Source organism: Salinisphaera shabanensis E1L3A (genome assembly GCF_000215955.2).
In the GTDB taxonomy this organism is placed as follows: Bacteria; Pseudomonadota; Gammaproteobacteria; order Nevskiales; family Salinisphaeraceae; genus Salinisphaera; species Salinisphaera shabanensis.
This window is the reverse complement of the sequence record NZ_AFNV02000001.1, coordinates 141,741-156,901: the sequence shown is the minus strand read 5'-3', so window position 1 is coordinate 156,901 and position 15,161 is coordinate 141,741. Positions and strand designations below refer to the sequence as shown.

Annotated in this window: 15 protein-coding genes and 2 riboswitches; of the genes, 14 read left to right on the top strand and 1 reads right to left on the bottom strand. The window is 62.3% G+C overall.

Annotated elements, in window-relative coordinates; all coding sequences use genetic code 11:
- Positions 1–9 precede the first annotated feature (9 nt).
- A complete protein-coding gene (argE, locus tag SSPSH_RS00710; protein WP_006913278.1) occupies positions 10–1,239 on the bottom strand; it encodes an acetylornithine deacetylase in 1,230 nt (409 codons plus the stop codon).
- A 91-nt stretch (positions 1,240–1,330) separates the two neighbouring features.
- Between argE and SSPSH_RS00705 the strand changes: the two genes are divergently transcribed.
- The 14 genes from SSPSH_RS00705 to SSPSH_RS00640 all read left to right on the top strand — a co-directional run bounded on the left by SSPSH_RS00705 (position 1,331) and on the right by SSPSH_RS00640 (position 15,143).
- Positions 1,331–1,696, top strand: coding sequence for a hypothetical protein (locus SSPSH_RS00705; protein WP_006913279.1), 366 nt, complete (start codon positions 1,331–1,333; stop codon positions 1,694–1,696).
- A gap of 23 nt (positions 1,697–1,719) precedes the next feature.
- Complete coding sequence (locus SSPSH_RS18910) at positions 1,720–2,949, top strand: JDVT-CTERM domain-containing protein (protein WP_051339707.1); 1,230 nt, start codon at positions 1,720–1,722, stop codon at positions 2,947–2,949.
- 73 nt (positions 2,950–3,022) lie between these two features.
- Positions 3,023–3,397 (top strand): JDVT-CTERM system glutamic-type intramembrane protease MrtJ, encoded by a 375-nt coding sequence (mrtJ, locus tag SSPSH_RS18905; protein WP_161627789.1) that lies wholly within the window; start codon positions 3,023–3,025, stop codon positions 3,395–3,397.
- A gap of 178 nt (positions 3,398–3,575) precedes the next feature.
- Positions 3,576–4,133 carry a UPF0149 family protein gene (locus tag SSPSH_RS00690; RefSeq protein WP_006913282.1) on the top strand — a complete coding sequence of 186 codons (558 nt, stop codon included), beginning with the start codon at positions 3,576–3,578 and terminating at the stop codon, positions 4,131–4,133.
- Between the two features lie 49 nt (positions 4,134–4,182).
- Positions 4,183–5,532: a Xaa-Pro aminopeptidase gene (pepP, locus tag SSPSH_RS00685; RefSeq protein WP_006913283.1), complete on the top strand. Its 1,350-nt coding sequence runs from the start codon at positions 4,183–4,185 to the stop codon at positions 5,530–5,532.
- Positions 5,529–6,761 (top strand): 2-octaprenyl-6-methoxyphenyl hydroxylase, encoded by a 1,233-nt coding sequence (gene ubiH, locus SSPSH_RS00680; protein WP_006913284.1) that lies wholly within the window; start codon positions 5,529–5,531, stop codon positions 6,759–6,761. The genes pepP and ubiH overlap by 4 nt, the downstream gene beginning before the upstream one ends.
- Positions 6,758–7,963 (top strand): UbiH/UbiF/VisC/COQ6 family ubiquinone biosynthesis hydroxylase, encoded by a 1,206-nt coding sequence (locus SSPSH_RS00675; RefSeq protein WP_006913285.1) that lies wholly within the window; start codon positions 6,758–6,760, stop codon positions 7,961–7,963. The genes ubiH and SSPSH_RS00675 overlap by 4 nt, the downstream gene beginning before the upstream one ends.
- 91 nt (positions 7,964–8,054) lie before the next feature.
- Positions 8,055–8,147: riboswitch (glycine riboswitch) on the top strand.
- Between the two features lie 19 nt (positions 8,148–8,166).
- Positions 8,167–8,249: riboswitch (glycine riboswitch) on the top strand.
- Positions 8,250–8,301: 52 nt separating this feature from the next.
- Positions 8,302–9,411 (top strand): glycine cleavage system aminomethyltransferase GcvT, encoded by a 1,110-nt coding sequence (gene gcvT, locus SSPSH_RS00670; protein ID WP_006913286.1) that lies wholly within the window; start codon positions 8,302–8,304, stop codon positions 9,409–9,411.
- Positions 9,412–9,483: 72 nt separating this feature from the next.
- Positions 9,484–9,879, top strand: a complete 396-nt coding sequence (gene gcvH, locus SSPSH_RS00665; RefSeq protein ID WP_006913287.1) for a glycine cleavage system protein GcvH — start codon at positions 9,484–9,486, stop codon at positions 9,877–9,879.
- A 73-nt stretch (positions 9,880–9,952) separates the two neighbouring features.
- The gene (gene gcvPA, locus SSPSH_RS00660; protein WP_006913288.1) at positions 9,953–11,332 is read left to right on the top strand and encodes an aminomethyl-transferring glycine dehydrogenase subunit GcvPA; all 1,380 of its coding nucleotides are present in this window, start codon (positions 9,953–9,955) and stop codon (positions 11,330–11,332) included.
- A gap of 49 nt (positions 11,333–11,381) precedes the next feature.
- Positions 11,382–11,888, top strand: a complete 507-nt coding sequence (tpx, locus tag SSPSH_RS00655; RefSeq protein WP_006913289.1) for a thiol peroxidase — start codon at positions 11,382–11,384, stop codon at positions 11,886–11,888.
- A gap of 152 nt (positions 11,889–12,040) precedes the next feature.
- Positions 12,041–13,525, top strand: a complete 1,485-nt coding sequence (gene gcvPB / locus SSPSH_RS00650; protein ID WP_006913290.1) for an aminomethyl-transferring glycine dehydrogenase subunit GcvPB — start codon at positions 12,041–12,043, stop codon at positions 13,523–13,525.
- A gap of 121 nt (positions 13,526–13,646) precedes the next feature.
- On the top strand, positions 13,647–14,582 hold the full coding sequence (locus SSPSH_RS00645; protein WP_006913291.1) for a carbohydrate kinase family protein: 936 nt from the start codon (positions 13,647–13,649) through the stop codon (positions 14,580–14,582).
- A gap of 21 nt (positions 14,583–14,603) precedes the next feature.
- A complete protein-coding gene (locus tag SSPSH_RS00640; RefSeq protein ID WP_006913292.1) occupies positions 14,604–15,143 on the top strand; it encodes a GNAT family N-acetyltransferase in 540 nt (179 codons plus the stop codon).
- Positions 15,144–15,161 lie beyond the last annotated feature (18 nt).

Here is a 15,161-nt window from a genome sequence, read left to right as displayed (position 1 = left end):
ATGTGATGCCTAGCGGGCGAGGCAGAAACGCTCGATGAGCCCGTGCAGAATGCGCTGCATCGGCGCCACACGCTCTAGCGCCAGATATTCGTTCGGCTGATGCGCCTGGGCGATATCGCCCGGGCCGAGCACTACGCTGTCCATGCCCATGGCGTTGTAGAACGAACCTTCGGTGCCGAAATCGACGGCCGCGGCTTGATGGCCGGACAGCGCCTCGCAGGCGGTAACGATCGGCGAATCGCCTGCGGTTTCGAACGCCGGCGTGCCGGTGAACAGTTCCCGAAAATGCACCGTGCAATCGCTGTCGGCGAGCGCGGCATCGACGCGTTCGTGCAGTTCCGCGCGCAGGCTGTCGATGGTCATGCCGGGCAGAAAACGCAGGTCCATGTCGAGCCGACAGCGCGCCGGAATACGATTGGCATTGTCGCCGCCCGAGATCGCGCCGAGATTGAGCGTGGCATGGGGCACGGGAAAGCCGGCAATACGCTGGCGTTCGGCCAGTTCGTCGCGAAGCTCGCGAATCGCTGTCAGCGCCCGATACATTCCCTCGATGGCGTTTGCGCCGAGCGCAGGGTTGCTGGAATGGCCGGACGCGCCGTGCACTTCGACGGTCTCCATGAAGATGCCCTTGTGCTGGCGGATCGGGACCAGATTGGTCGGTTCGCCAATCACGCAGAAGCGGCCGGGGCGCTGGCCGTGTTCGCGATGGGCATCGAGCAGGGCGCGGGCGCCGTCCATGCCGCATTCCTCGTCGGCGGACACGAGCAGGCTGACGGGTGCGGTCAGGTCGTGCGCCGCATATTCGCTGGCGACGGCAGCGGCGATCGCTATAAAGCCTTTCATATCGCAGGTGCCCAGGCCGTACAGCTTGCCGTCACGCTCGATAAGGCTAAAGGGATCATTTTCCCAGCCGTTATCGTCGTAAGGGACGGTATCGATATGACCGGCGAAAACGAGCCCTTTTTCGCTTGCATGTTCGGCCGTACCCAGGCGTGCGATCAGGTTCACCTTGTCGTCGCGGCTTGGCATGGGCGTAATCGTGCAGGCGAAACCGGCCTGTTCGAGTTGATCGGCCAGATCCTCGACCGCGTCGCGATTGCCGCAATCCAGCGTCGGATTGTCGCTGCTGATCGTGCGATGACGGATTAATGTCGTGAGGGTGTCTTGCCAGTCCAGTATTGCCATATGCGGTTTGTAGCGTCGGCCTGCGCCGACTTGGGTGTCGTCGGAATACGTCATGGTATACCGGCCGCCGAAACTTGATGACAGTGAGTGGCGTAAGCCAGGTCGAACATTCAGGTATGAGGGTCATGCAACCATGATGAAGCCAATGCGATTTTTGAAAACACCGGTTGTGGCATGGCTGATTGCTGCAAGCCTCGGCATCGCGGGTTCCACGGCCGTGTTCGCCGCCGAACAGAAAGTGTTCATTGACCCGGAAACCGGCGACATCATTCAGCCGCCGGCCGAACAAGCTCAAGATACGCCGCCCGGCGAGGCTGGACAGCAGGCCGGCGGCGCCGAGCCGAAAGCCTGGAAGAACAGCGAAGGCGCGCAAATGCTCACGCCCAGTTTCGAGTCTGCGCCAAGCACGCGCGCGGTGCGTTGTCCCGACGGCAGTCTGCGTATGGGCCATGCCGCTCACGATGCGGCCCGCGACGATACGGAGGCGTTATGCGCTGCACACGATCGATAGGCGCGGGTGCTCTCGGTATCGCCATGTTCTTGGCCGGCGGCTCGGCTGTGCAGGCGGCCGACATGGTGCTGGTGGTCAACGACGGTGCAGACAGTGGCTTCAACGACGCCACGCCGGTCGCGCCGGAAGGCGGCAACACCGGGGTCACGCTGGGCGCGCAACGGCGGATCGCTTTTCAATATGCGGCCGATATTCTGGGTAGCCGTATCGACAGCAGCGTGCCCATTCGGATTCTGGCTGGCTTTAACCCAGGCCTGGCCTGCGAACGCGACAGCGCGACGCTGGGCGCGGCCGGACCGCTGAGCTATGTCGCCAACTTTTCCGACGACGACCGGGTCGAACAAAACGTGTTCTACCCGTTGGCGCTGGCCAACGCATTACTTGCCTCACGGGTAGCCGATACCGATAACGATATTCGTGCGACATTCAACCCGAATCTCGACGAGGGCACCGACTGTCTCGGCGGGGCGAGTTGGTATTACGGCGTCGATGGGGCAACGCCGGCCGGCCGGCCGAGCTTTGTAAGTACGGTCGAGCACGAGCTGACCCATGGCGTGGGCTTCGTGTCGCTGGTCGCGCTCACGGACAACGCCACCTCGCGCGCCGGACAGTTTCCGCAGACGAGCAACGGGGGCGCACGCTTTCCTGATATCTACAGCACCTTCATCCAGGATTTGTCCTTCCCCGGCGACCCGCTCTGGACCGAACTCACCGACGAGCAGCGTGCCGAGTCGTTGACCAACGGCCCGGACGTGGTGTGGAGTGATATCAATACCGGCAGCCGGGCGGCCAGTATCCTTACCGACAGCCGCGGCCTGAAAGAAGGGCGGGTAATGCTTTATGCGCCGTCGAGCATCCGGCCTGGCAGCTCGATCTCGCACTGGGACATATCGCTCGATCCGGATCAGATCATGGAACCGTTTGCCACCGGCAACGACAACGTCGATGACGGCATTGGCTTGTCTGCCTGTCTGCTCGAAGACATCGGCTGGACGCTGGCCAACGGTACGCGCTGCCCTGATGAAGTGGATCAGGCGGTCGCTGGCCGAGACGAAAACGAGACGCCGGAAGATCCGGCGGCGCAACCCGCTACGGATGATGGCGGTGCGGCGACCTCGGGTGGCAGCAGTGACGATGGCGGCAGCAGCGGCGGCGGCTGTACGCTCACCGGCGAGGGCCGTTTCGAGCCGCTATGGGTGTTGTTGCTGGCTGCAGCCGCGGCCGGGGTCTGTCGCCGTCGCCGCGTCATCTAGACGCGCCCGGCGTGCGCCCTGGCACGACCCGGCATATGCGGCGGCGTTTGTAGCCGCGGTGCCGGCGCTCGGCGTGATCGTAGCGATCACGCCAGCGCATCTGACTCTGCGCTGGCCCGGCGCGATGACTTTCGGCATGGCGGTTGTTCTGCTGCCATGGCTCGAAGAGATCGTCTTCCGGCTCGGCGTGCATGACTTTCTGCGCGAGCGCATGTCGGGACGTGTTGGGCCAGTGAGCGCGGCCAATGGGCTGACAGCGGCCCTGTTTGCGTTCGCCCATCTGCTTGCGCACCCGCCGATGTGGGCGCTGGCGACGTTTTTGCCGGCACTGGTGTTTGGTGCGCTCTGGGAACGCCATGAGCGGCTTTGGATACCGGTGAGCGTGCATGCTTTCTATAACGCGGCCTATCTGTGCTGTTTGAGCTTTACTGCGGGTGCGTCGGGTTGATTAAGCGAACAGGAGGCGTGTTGTGCCCCGGGGGGGCGTGATCCGTGGAAACGAACACCCGATAGCCTCGATCAAAGTTGTTTGAAGGCACTGAAAAACCGTCTTGCCGGCGTCTTTTTTTGTCCCGGCTCGACAATGGGCTTTGCTACCATGGCGTATTGCAAACGAGCAGCGCGACATGAGCCAAGGCAACAGCCAGAACAATATTTTCGAAGCCCTGCAGGTGGGGCTGACCCAGGCCGAATCGGTACAGACGCCGGGTGAAGTGCACGGCACCCTGACGGGCATGCTGTGTGTGGATAACGAAATCAGCGGCGCGCGTGCAGTCGAGGACGTCAAGAACAACAAGATCGACGGCGCGCTCGACGCGCTGCGCGAGATGACGCTCGAAGGCCTGTTCGATCCCGACCTGAGTTTTCAGCCGCTACTGCCAGCCGACGATGTCGAGCTGGAGCGGCGCGTGCAGGCGCTGGCGCGTTGGTGCGCCGGTTTTCTGTATGGCCTGAGCGCCGACGGCACGTTCGATATCAACAACCTCTCGGGCGAAGTCGGCGAGGTAGTCAACGATCTCACCGAGCTCTCGCGTGCGGGGCTGACCGCCGAAGATGCGGACAATGAATCGGCCGAGGCCGATTATGCCGAGCTGGTCGAGTATGTACGTGTCGGCGTACAGATGGTTTTCCTCGAGCTGCAACCCAAGCGCGAAGGTCCGACCCGGCGCGAATCGCTGCACTAGACGCATAGCTGACAGGCCAAAGGCAGACTTTTTCTGGATGAGGGATCGGATGAGAGATCAACGGCATCTACGTCATACCGACGATCCGGCGGATCATGCCGAACGCCGCGCCCGTGTGGCCAATATCGTTGGCGCCGAGGGCGTTGCGATCATCGCCGCCACGCCCGAGCGCAATCGCAATAACGATGTCGACTATCCGTACCGGCCGAACAGCGATTTTCGCTATCTGACCGGGTTCTGCGAACCTGAAGCGATTGCCGTGATTGCGCCTGGTTTCGATGAAGGCGATTACCTGCTGTTCTGCCGGGCACGCAACGCCGATCAGGAAATCTGGATCGGCCGGCGTGCCGGACCGGAGGGCGCGATGGCCGATTACGGTGCGGATCGGGCGTATGCCATCGACGAATTCGAAGACTGGATCGGCCGTCTGCTCGATGGCCGTCGCACGCTCTATCTTACGTTCGGTGGGCATCCCGAATTTGAACAGAGCGTACTCGATCACCTGGGCGCGTTGCGCAGTCAGGGACGAGGCAGTGTTCCACCGCGCGAAGTCCTGGCGCTCGACGTGCTGCTGCATGAAATGCGGCTTCGCAAATCCGAGTCCGAGATCGCTCTCATGCGCCAGGCGGCGGCGACTTCCGCGCGCGCGCACGCGGCGGCGATGCAGTCGGTGCGTCCTGGCATGTATGAATACCAGCTCGCCGCGATCCTGCATTACACCTTCGAAAGCGATGGTATGCACCGGGCCTATCCGAGCATCGTCGGTGCCGGCGAGAACGCCTGCGTGCTGCACTATATTGAAAACAGTGCGCCCATGGCCGACGGCGACCTGGTGCTGATCGATGCCGGCGCCGAATATCGTGGCTATGCCGGTGATATCACGCGCACTTTTCCGGTCAATGGGCGCTTCTCTGCTGCCCAGCGCGAGCTCTACGATATCGTGCTCGCGGCCAACCGCGCGGCGATCGAAGCCGCGAAGCCGGGCCAGCCGATGAACGCCGTTCATCAGGCCGCGCTCGAAGTGCTCGTTGCCGGCCTGATCGATGTCGGCCTGCTCGAAGGCACGGTCGACGAGGCGATCGCCGAAGAAAGCTACCGCGCTTATTTCATGCACGGCACCAGTCACTGGCTGGGCATGGACGTGCATGATGTCGGCGACTATAAAATCGAGGGTGAATGGCGTCTGCTCGAGCCGGGCATGGCGCTCACCGTCGAGCCCGGGCTGTATGTCCGTGCCGAGGACAATCCGTCATCGCGCTTTGCCAATATCGGTATTCGGGTCGAGGACGATATCGTGATCACGGAAACCGGCTGCGAGGTGCTGACGGCCGATGTGCCCAAGGACGCCGATGAGATCGAGGCACTGATGGCCAAACCCTACCGGAGCGAAATCGCATGAGTCGCGACTACGATATTGCCGTGGTGGGTGGTGGACTGGCTGGCGCAACGTTTGCCTGCGCGCTGGCCGACACGGGCCTGTCGATCGCGCTCGTCGAGGCCGTGGCCTTCGATGCGCCGGCCGACGAAAACATGAAAGCACGCACGACCGCGATCGCGGCTGGTACACGTGCCATGTTCGAAGAACTCGACCTCTGGGCCGACATGGCGCACGACGCCGCGCCGATCAAGCGGCTGCACGTATCCCAGCAGGGACGGTTCGGCAGTGTGCGGGTGAATGCCGCAGACTACGATCTCAGCGCACTCGGCTATGTTCTACACAACGTCACCATGATCGAGGTGTTACGCGCGCGGCTGGCGCAGATGCCTCAGGTCGACGTGATTGCGCCGGCACGCTTCGAGTCGCTTACGCGCGACGCCGCCGGCGAACGCATCGAACTGACCTGCGCCAGCAAGGATGGCGCGAGCGAAATTCTGCGTACGCGTTTGCTGGTGGGCGCCGATGGCGCCAACTCGTCGGTGCGGAGTGCGCTGGGTATCGGCGCCCATATCGACGATTACCATCAGCGCGCCATCGTGACGTTCGTCGAGCCCGAACGTGCGCACGGCGGCTGCGCCTATGAACGTTTTACGCCGGACGGCCCGGTCGCTCTGCTGCCGTGCACACGGGCCAGCTGTGCCGCGGTGTGGACGCTGCCCAGCGAACGTGCCGAACGGATGTGCGCGGTCGACGAAGACGAATTCATGGATGAACTGCAGGCGGCGTTCGGCCAGCGTCTGGGCGCACTCAAGCTGGCCGGGCCGCGGGGCAGCTATCCGCTGGCGCGCGTGCTTTGCGACCGCGCGGCGGTCGATCGCGCGGTGTTGATCGGCAATGCCGGCCATGCGCTACATCCGGCCGCCGCGCAAGGGTTCAATCTCGCCATTCGCGACGCGCTGCTGCTGGCCGCGATGCTGCGCGAGCGTCTGGCGGCCGATAGTGCCTTCGACCCGGGGGATGCCGACCTGTTGTCCGGCTGGGCCGAAGCCCGTCGGCCCGATCAGCATCGCGTGGCCAATTTCACCGACACTATCGTGCGTCTATTTTCCAATCGTATTCCCATGCTCGATCACGCCCGCGGCGCGGGTTTGTTCGGTCTGTCGCTGCTGCCGTCGATTCGTGACGACATGGCCCGACGCAGCATGGGGCTGGCCCTGGCACCGGCGCGTATTCGCGAGGCATCGTCATGAGTAGTCGCACCCCTCGTTATGACGTGGCCATCGTGGGTGGCGGCATGGTCGGCGCCGTGCTTGCGGTCGCGCTGTCGCGCGCCGATTTCTCGGTAGCGCTCGTCGAAGCGAAGCGCCCCACGCGCTTCGATAGCAACGAAGACTACGGGCTGCGAGTATCTGCAATTGCGCCCGGTACGCGCCGCGTGCTCGAGAACCTCGGCTTGTGGGCATCGGTCGAGCGCCGTCGCTGCTGTGCGTTTACCGGCATGAAGGTCTGGGAGGCCGGTGGCGCGAGCGAGCTGTTTCTCGAACATACCGCGGTCGGCCTGCCTGAGTTGGGTCATATCGTGGAGAACCATCTGATCGTCGATAGCGCTTGGCAGGCGCTCACCGACGTCGATATATATTGCCCGGCAAAGATGGAAAGCCTGGCGTTCGATACCGATGCCGCACGCCTGTGCCTGGATGACGGTTCGGTGGTGAGTGCGGCGCTCGTAGTCGGCGCCGAGGGGGCGAATTCGCCGGTTCGGGCCGCTGCGGGTATTGAAACCACCGGTTGGGCCTATGGCCAGCGGTGCACGGTCGGCACGGTCACACCGGCACGTCACCATCGGCATATTGCCTGGCAGCGGTTCACCGAGACCGGGCCGGTGGCGTTTCTACCGTTATCCGATGGCCGCTGTTCGCTGGCGTGGCACGCTGATGATGCGCTTGCGGCGGAGCTGGCCGAACTCGATCACGACACGTTCTGTGAACGATTGACCGCGGCCAGTGGCGGGGTGCTGGGTGAGATTGAACATATGAATCAGCGCGCATCGTTTCCGCTCAAGCTGCAACACGCGCGTGAATATTGCCGTCCTCGCGTCGCGCTCGTGGGCGATGCCGCGCACGTGGTCCATCCCATGGCCGGGCAGGGCGTGAATCTTGGCCTGTTGGACGTGGCCGGCATGACGGACGCGCTTGAGGCGGGCCGTGACGCGGGCCGCGACGCGGGCGACATGACGTATCTGCGCCGTTACCAGCGCGCGCGCATGGCCGAAAACCTGATGATGCTGGGCGCAACCGATGCCTTCAAACGTGTCTATGGCAGTACCAATCCATTGCTGCGTACGCTGCGCCAGAGCGCGATCGGTGTGGCGGCGAACCTCGCGCCGATACGCCAGATCATGATCCATCATGCCGTCGGTTTGTCGTCCAGCGGCCCGCGACTGCTGCAATAAAGACGATCTGCTGTATTCTGCAGCTAAATGGTAACGCTCATGCGGGCGCTTGGCCTGTGTCGGTCGCGCCGGTATAGTCGGTTTCACGGTCAATAACCGCGTGGGAGAGAACGGGCAATCGCTCGTCACCGAAGGCGCAAATTTCCGCCCGGAAACGCTCAGGTACCCGAACCACGTGCTCGTCGGCAGCATGATTCGCCGACGTGATCGACTCTGGAGAGCAGCCGTGGATACCGCGGCTCACCGAAGGGGCGAATCTCTCAGGTGCCAGGACAGAGGGGCGGCAGGCGAAAGCCCGGGCCGGCCCGTGTTCTGTAGATTTTTCCGGAGAGATTGCGATGGCCAAACAAACCCCGCTCTACGAGGCGCATGTCGCCGACGGTGCCAAGCTGGTGGATTTTGCCGGCTGGGACATGCCGATCGACTACGGCTCCCAGATTTCTGAACACAACGCCGTGCGTGAAAGCGTGGGCATGTTCGATGTCTCGCATATGGCCGTCGCCGATATCAGCGGTGGTGAAGTGCGCGAGTTCCTGCGCTGGCTGCTGGCCAATGACGTTGCCAAGATCGACGAAGCCGGGCGCGCGCTTTATACCTGCATGCTCAATACCCGCGGCGGCGTGATCGACGATCTTATCGTCTATCATCTGTCGGGCAACCTGTATCGCATCGTCGTCAATGCGGCGACCACCGAGAAGGATCTGGCCTGGATCGATAGCCAGTCCCGTGACTACGACGTGGCGATCAACCATCGTCAGGATCTGGCCATCATTGCTGTCCAGGGCCCGCGTGGACGCGACATCGCCGCCGAACTGTTCGACGACGAGTTCAAGCAGGCGGCGCTCAAGCTCAAGCCGTTTCGCGTGGCGGTACAGGATGATCGATCCATCGGCCGTACCGGCTATACCGGCGAAGACGGTTTCGAACTCGTATTGCCTGCCGACGAGGCCGTAAGCGCGTGGAAAACGCTGCGTGACAAGGGTGTGGCGCCGATCGGCCTCGGCGCGCGCGATACGTTGCGCCTGGAAGCCGGTCTGAATCTGTATGGCCAGGATATGGACGAAGACCGTACGCCGCTGGAATCGGGGCTGGCCTGGACGGTGGCATTCGAGCCCGAAGAACGCGATTTCGTCGGCCGTTCCGCGCTAGAACACATGCGCGCCGAGGGCGTCGCGGAAAAGCTCGTCGGTCTGGTGCTGGAAGGCCGCGGCGTGATGCGCAGCGAGACGGCGGTACGCGCCGCCGATAGCGATGTTGAAGAAAAAGAAGCCGAAGGCGAAATCACCAGCGGCAGCTACTCGCCCACCTTATCGTGCTCGATCGCGCTTGCGCGGGTGCCGGTCGATTGGGAAGAAAGCGTCGAGGTGTGTTTGCGCGGCAAGTGGCAGCGCGCGCGCATCGTGCGCTATCCCTTCGTGCGTCATGGCAAGAGCCGTATCGACGACTGAGCGTTTTTCTCAGTAGCCTTTATCCACCGAACCATAACGCGCACTGCGCCAACCTGCTGCAAGGGGAGCCCCATGAGCGAAGTACCCAAGGATCTGTCCTATACCAAGACCCACGAATGGATCGACTACGACGGCGATGGCACGTGCACGGTCGGTATCACCGATTACGCACAGTCTTCGCTCGGCGATCTGGTGTTCGTCGAACTGCCGGAAGCCGGCACCAAGGTCGGCGCAGGCGATGCCGTGGCCGTGGTCGAATCGGTCAAGGCAGCCTCCGATATCTATGCGCCGCTCGACGGCGAGATCGCCGAGATCAACGAACAGCTTGAGGACTCGCCCGAGCTGGTCAACGAAGATCCGTTCGGTGAAGGCTGGTTGTTCAAGATGACCGTCTCCGATCCGGAACAAGTCGACAAACTGCTCGATGCCGATGCCTATGAAGGCATCGTCGACGAAGAAGAAGACTAGCGATCCATGCCCCGCCGCCGGGTACGCTCGGCGCCGGTGGCGCGGTGACTGCGTTCAAGTTCTGCGAGGATTCATGCCCTTCATTCCCCATACCGAAGACGATATCCAGTCGATGCTGGCCACCATCGGCGTCGATACGATCGACGATCTGTTCGACGAAATCGATCCCAGTCTGCGCGATGTCAGTCTGGACACGATACCGGCGCGCGCCAGCGAGCAGGCGGTGACGCGTCTGATGGGCGAGCGTGCGGCCCGCGATGCCGGCGGGCTGTGTTTCATCGGGGCCGGTGCCTACGAGCACCATATCCCGGCAGCGGTGTGGGAGCTGACTACGCGAGGCGAGTTCTATAGCGCCTATACGCCATACCAGCCGGAAGCCAGTCAGGGCACGCTTCAGGTGGTCTACGAATATCAGACCATGATGACGGGGCTGACGGGTATGGACGTCGCCAATGCCTCGCTCTATGACGGGGCTTCGGCGTTGGCCGAAGCCGTGCTCATGGCGGTGCGCGCCAACCGCAAATCCAAGGCATCACGCATCCTCATGCCGGCAAGCGTACATCCGTTCTATCGCCAGGTTGCCCATAATATCTGTGCGAATCAGGGCATTACGTTCGAAGCGATTGACTACGATCGCACCACGGGCCGTATCGATACGCACGCTCTCGAACGCTGGGCCGGCGAGGACGTGACCGCGCTGGTCATTCCGCAGCCGAATTTCTTCGGTGTGCTCGAAGAGGTGGATACGCTCACCGACTGGGCTCAGAGCAACGGCGCGCTGGCGATCGGCGTGGTCAACCCGTTGTCGTTGGCGGTGCTCAAGGAACCGGGCCGTTGGGGCACCGGCGAAGGCGCGGATATCGTGGTCGGCGAAGGCCAGCCGCTAGGCGCGCCGTTGGCTTCCGGTGGGCCGTATTTCGGCATTTTGTGCTGTCGCAAGAAGCATGTGCGCCAGATGCCCGGCCGTGTGGTCGGCCGTACCCAGGATATGGATGGGCGTAACGGCTATGTGCTCACGCTGCAACCGCGCGAGCAGCATATTCGTCGCTCCAAGGCGACTTCCAATATCTGCACCAACCAGGGCCTGCTGGTGACCGCCGCGACTATTCATATGAGCCTGCTGGGCGCACAGGGCCTGGAAAATACGGCGGCGACCTGTATCGCCAATACCCGGTCACTGGTGGCCAAGCTCACCGAGATCGACGGGGTCGAGTCGGTATTCGACGGCACGGCCTTTCATGAAACCGTGCTGCGCTTGCCGGCAGACGCCGGTGCGGTACTCAATATCCTCGCTGAGCGGGGCGTGTTCGGCGGTCTGGCGCTGGCCGATTTCTATGACGGACTCGACAACACCGTGCTGGTGTGCGCCACCGAAACCAAGACCGAAGCCGACCTCGATATCTATGCCCAGGCGCTACGCGCCGTGCTCGCCGAACAGGCCGAAGCGGCGTGATCGACGGCTTTGCCGGCCGATTTCTACCATTTGTATCCAAGGACAGACGATGACCCAGCAGATCACGCTCAAAGGCAATCCGGTCGATGTCGAAGGCACGTTGCCGGCACCCGGCGATACGCTGCCCGATTTCAGCCTCACCGGCGCCAACCTGCGCGATGTCGCGCTCGAGGCATTCGCCGGCAAGCGCAAGATCTTCAATATTTTTCCGAGCATGGATACGCCGACCTGTGCGTTGTCGGTCAAGCGCTTCAATGCCGAAGCCGATGCGCTCGACAATATCGCCCTGCTGCAGATTTCGGCTGATCTGCCGTTCGCCCATGCGCGTTTCTGTGCCGCGGAAGGGCTGGAAAACGGCACCACTCTGTCGATGATGCGCGACAAGCGTTTCGCCAAGGACTACGGCGTGCTCATCGCCAATGGCCCCATGGCCGGGCTGTGCGCGCGGGCAGTGATCGTGGCTGACGAACAGGGCACGGTGCTGCATAGCGAACTCGTGTCCGAGATCGCCGACGAACCGAATTACGACGACGCGCTGGCGGCTCTCAAGGTCTGATCCGTGACGAACTGTTTGTAGACAAGCGCAGATCAAGCACATGAACACGTGACCGCGCCAGCGTTCTGGGGCGCGGTCGTTGCCGGGCCGTCTGCATAAGAATCGACTGTTGAACGCCCCAAGTCATCAGTAAGAACTGAAGCTGTAACCTCATGACCGAAAAACTCATCTTTGAATACAGCCGTCCTGGCCGCCGTGCGTTGGCGCAGGCGCCAGCCGAGGCACCCGCCATCGACGATATCCCGGCCGCCTTGCGGCGCGAATCGCCGGTGGGCCTGCCGCAAGCGTCTGAAATGGATGTGGTGCGTCATTACACTCGCCTGTCGCAGCTGAATTTTTCGATCGATACGCATTTCTATCCGCTCGGCTCGTGCACCATGAAGCACAACCCGCGCGCCTGTAACACGTTGGCTTCGCTGCCTGGGTTTCTGAATCGGCATCCGCTTGCGCCGACCAGCCATGGCCAGGGCTTATTGGCCTGCCTGTACGAGCTTCAGGAAATGCTCACGGCCGTGACCGGCATGGAAGCCGTATCGCTCACACCAATGGCCGGCGCGCAGGGTGAGTTCACGGGTGTGGCCATGATCAAGGCCTATCACGAGTCGCGCGGCGATAGCGCGCGTGATGAAATTCTCGTGCCCGATGCGGCCCACGGTACCAACCCGGCGACTGCGGTAATGTGCGGCTGCAAGGTCGTGGAAATCCCCACCGACGCCGATGGTGATGTAGATACTGCCGCGCTGCGCGATGCCGTGTCCGAGCGTACTGCCGGCATCATGCTCACCAATCCGTCGACCTTGGGCGTGTTCGAACAGGACATTCTCGAAATCGCCGAGATCGTGCACGGCGCGGGCGGGCTGCTGTATTACGACGGCGCGAATCTCAATGCGATTCTTGGCAAGGTTCGCCCGGGTGACATGGGCTTCGACGTCATTCACATGAATCTGCACAAGACGTTTTCGACGCCCCACGGCGGCGGCGGGCCGGGTTCCGGCGCGGTCGGCGTAGGCAAGCGTTTGCGCGACTTCATGCCGATTCCGGTCGTCGGCCGTGACGGCGAGGGCGATGGTGCGACTTATCGCTGGCTTACGGAAAAGGACATTCCGCACACCATCGGCCGGCTGTCGGCGTTCATGGGCAATTCGGGCGTGCTGCTGCGTGCTTATGTTTACGCGCGCCTGCTGGGCGCCGAGGGCATGACCCGGGTCGCCGAGTTCGCCACGCTCAATTCCAATTATCTGATGACACGTTTACGGGAAGCGGGTTTCGATCTCGCGTTCCCCGATCGCCGCGCCAGCCACGAGTTCATCGTTACGCTCAAGCGCCAGAAGCAGCAGCTCGATGTCAGTGCGACCGATGTGGCCAAGCGGTTGCTCGATTACGGCTTTCATGCGCCAACGATCTATTTTCCGCTACTCGTGCCGGAATGTTTTCTCATCGAGCCGACCGAAAGCGAATCCAAGGAAACGCTGGATGCCTTCGTCGATGCCATGATTGCCATCTGGGACGAGGCCAAAGCCGATGCCACAACGTTGAAAAACGCGCCGGTTAATCTTCCGGTACGGCGTCTTGACGAGGTTGCGGCGGCCAAGAATCTCGATCTCAAACACGATTCGGCCACGGCGATCGGCGCCTGAGCCAAACGCTGCCAGCCGTGCGCGTTCCGGTCGCATAACCGCACTATGGCATGATGCGCGGCTGATCTCGAAGTGCCGCGCCCACGGCGCGCGCTGAGTCTCATCGAACAAAGGACAAGCTATGTCAGCTCTGATCTGCGGATCCTTCGCCTACGACACGATCATGGTCTATACCGGCCACTTCAAAAACGAGATCCTGCCGGATCGCGTGCATATGCTGAACGTGTCGTTTCTGGTGCCGGAAATGCGGCGCGAGTTCGGCGGCTGTGCCGGCAATATCGCCTATTCGCTGAAGCTGCTGGGCGGTGACGGCGTACCGATGGGCACCGTGGGCACCGATTTCGACGACTATGCCGCCTGGATGGATGAGCACGGCATCAGCCGCGACTATATCAAGGGCGTCGACGAGGCTTACACGGCACAGGCCTATATCACCACCGATCTGGACGACAACCAGATCACGGCGTTTCATCCGGGTGCGATGAACTATGCCCATGAACAGCAGGTGCCCGTCGATGCGGGCATTACGCTGGGCATTGTCTCGCCCGACGGCAAGGACGGCATGGTCCAGCACGCGGCCCAGTTCGCCGAAGCCGGTATCGATTTCATCTTCGATCCGGGCCAGGGCCTGCCCATGTTCAACGGTGAAGAGCTCAAGCGCTTCCTCGGTCAGGCGGCCTATGTGGCGGTCAACGATTACGAAGCCGAGCTGATGAGCGATCGTACCGGCTTGTCGGTGTCTGATATGGCCAAACAGCTTAAGGCCATGATCGTGACCAAAGGCGGGGAAGGATCGGTCATCCACGCCGATGGCGAACAGATCAAAATCCCGGCTGGTTCGCCGACCGCGCTGGCCGATCCGACCGGTTGCGGCGACGCATTTCGGGCGGGCTTGATCTGGGGTCTTCAGCAGGGGCTGGACTGGCCGACCATTGGCCGTGTGGCCTCGCTCATGGGCACAATCAAGATCGAACGCCCCGGCACCCAGAATCACCGTTTCACGATGGATCAGTTCAAGGCGCGCTACAAGGAAGAGTTCGAGCGTGAACTTGCCTGAATACGGCTGACCGATACCACTATGATCAGCATGCCGCAGCGGTTAACCACACCGAGCTTGACTCTGCGTGAACCGAATAGCGGTGACGCCGAGGCGATCTTTGCCTTTGCCAGCGACCCGGCGGTCACGCGATTCATGACGTGGGCGCAGCATGTCGATCTCGACGACAGCCGCGACTTTCTTGAAGATGTGGCCGCTGGCTGGTCGTCCGGTGAGGATTATTGCTGGCTTATCGAGCACGCCGAGCAAGGGGCCATCGGAACGGTGGCCTGTTCGTTTAGCGAACACGGTGCAGAAATCGGTTATGTACTGGCGCGTTCAGCCTGGGGCGAGGGTTTCGCCCGCGAGGCTTCTGCTGCGGTCTTCGATGCGGCCCAGCAAATAGACGACCTCTATCGAATCTGGGCGACTTGCGATACCGAGAACGTGGCCTCAATACGCATCCTCGAAGCATTGGGTATGGCCTACGAAGGGCGGCTACATCGCTGGTCGCCGCGGCCAAATCAACTCGACAGCGACAGTGCGCCACGTGATGTATTCATGTATGCCTGGACGCGCTGATACGCATCGACCCCGGCG

What these genes read in the sequence shown, in the direction of transcription:
- pepP (WP_006913283.1), top strand. Translation starts at nt 4,183, where the DNA reads ATGAGAGATCAACGGCATCTACGTCATACCGACGATCCGGCGGATCAT.
- SSPSH_RS18910 (WP_051339707.1), top strand. Translation starts at nt 1,720, where the DNA reads ATGTTCTTGGCCGGCGGCTCGGCTGTGCAGGCGGCCGACATGGTGCTG.
- gcvPA (WP_006913288.1), top strand. Translation starts at nt 9,953, where the DNA reads ATGCCCTTCATTCCCCATACCGAAGACGATATCCAGTCGATGCTGGCC.
- SSPSH_RS00675 (WP_006913285.1), top strand. Translation starts at nt 6,758, where the DNA reads ATGAGTAGTCGCACCCCTCGTTATGACGTGGCCATCGTGGGTGGCGGC.
- SSPSH_RS00690 (WP_006913282.1), top strand. Translation starts at nt 3,576, where the DNA reads ATGAGCCAAGGCAACAGCCAGAACAATATTTTCGAAGCCCTGCAGGTG.
- argE (WP_006913278.1), bottom strand. Translation starts at nt 1,239, where the DNA reads ATGACGTATTCCGACGACACCCAAGTCGGCGCAGGCCGACGCTACAAA.
- gcvH (WP_006913287.1), top strand. Translation starts at nt 9,484, where the DNA reads ATGAGCGAAGTACCCAAGGATCTGTCCTATACCAAGACCCACGAATGG.
- SSPSH_RS00640 (WP_006913292.1), top strand. Translation starts at nt 14,604, where the DNA reads ATGATCAGCATGCCGCAGCGGTTAACCACACCGAGCTTGACTCTGCGT.
- SSPSH_RS00645 (WP_006913291.1), top strand. Translation starts at nt 13,647, where the DNA reads ATGTCAGCTCTGATCTGCGGATCCTTCGCCTACGACACGATCATGGTC.
- gcvPB (WP_006913290.1), top strand. Translation starts at nt 12,041, where the DNA reads ATGACCGAAAAACTCATCTTTGAATACAGCCGTCCTGGCCGCCGTGCG.
- gcvT (WP_006913286.1), top strand. Translation starts at nt 8,302, where the DNA reads ATGGCCAAACAAACCCCGCTCTACGAGGCGCATGTCGCCGACGGTGCC.
- tpx (WP_006913289.1), top strand. Translation starts at nt 11,382, where the DNA reads ATGACCCAGCAGATCACGCTCAAAGGCAATCCGGTCGATGTCGAAGGC.
- SSPSH_RS00705 (WP_006913279.1), top strand. Translation starts at nt 1,331, where the DNA reads ATGCGATTTTTGAAAACACCGGTTGTGGCATGGCTGATTGCTGCAAGC.
- ubiH (WP_006913284.1), top strand. Translation starts at nt 5,529, where the DNA reads ATGAGTCGCGACTACGATATTGCCGTGGTGGGTGGTGGACTGGCTGGC.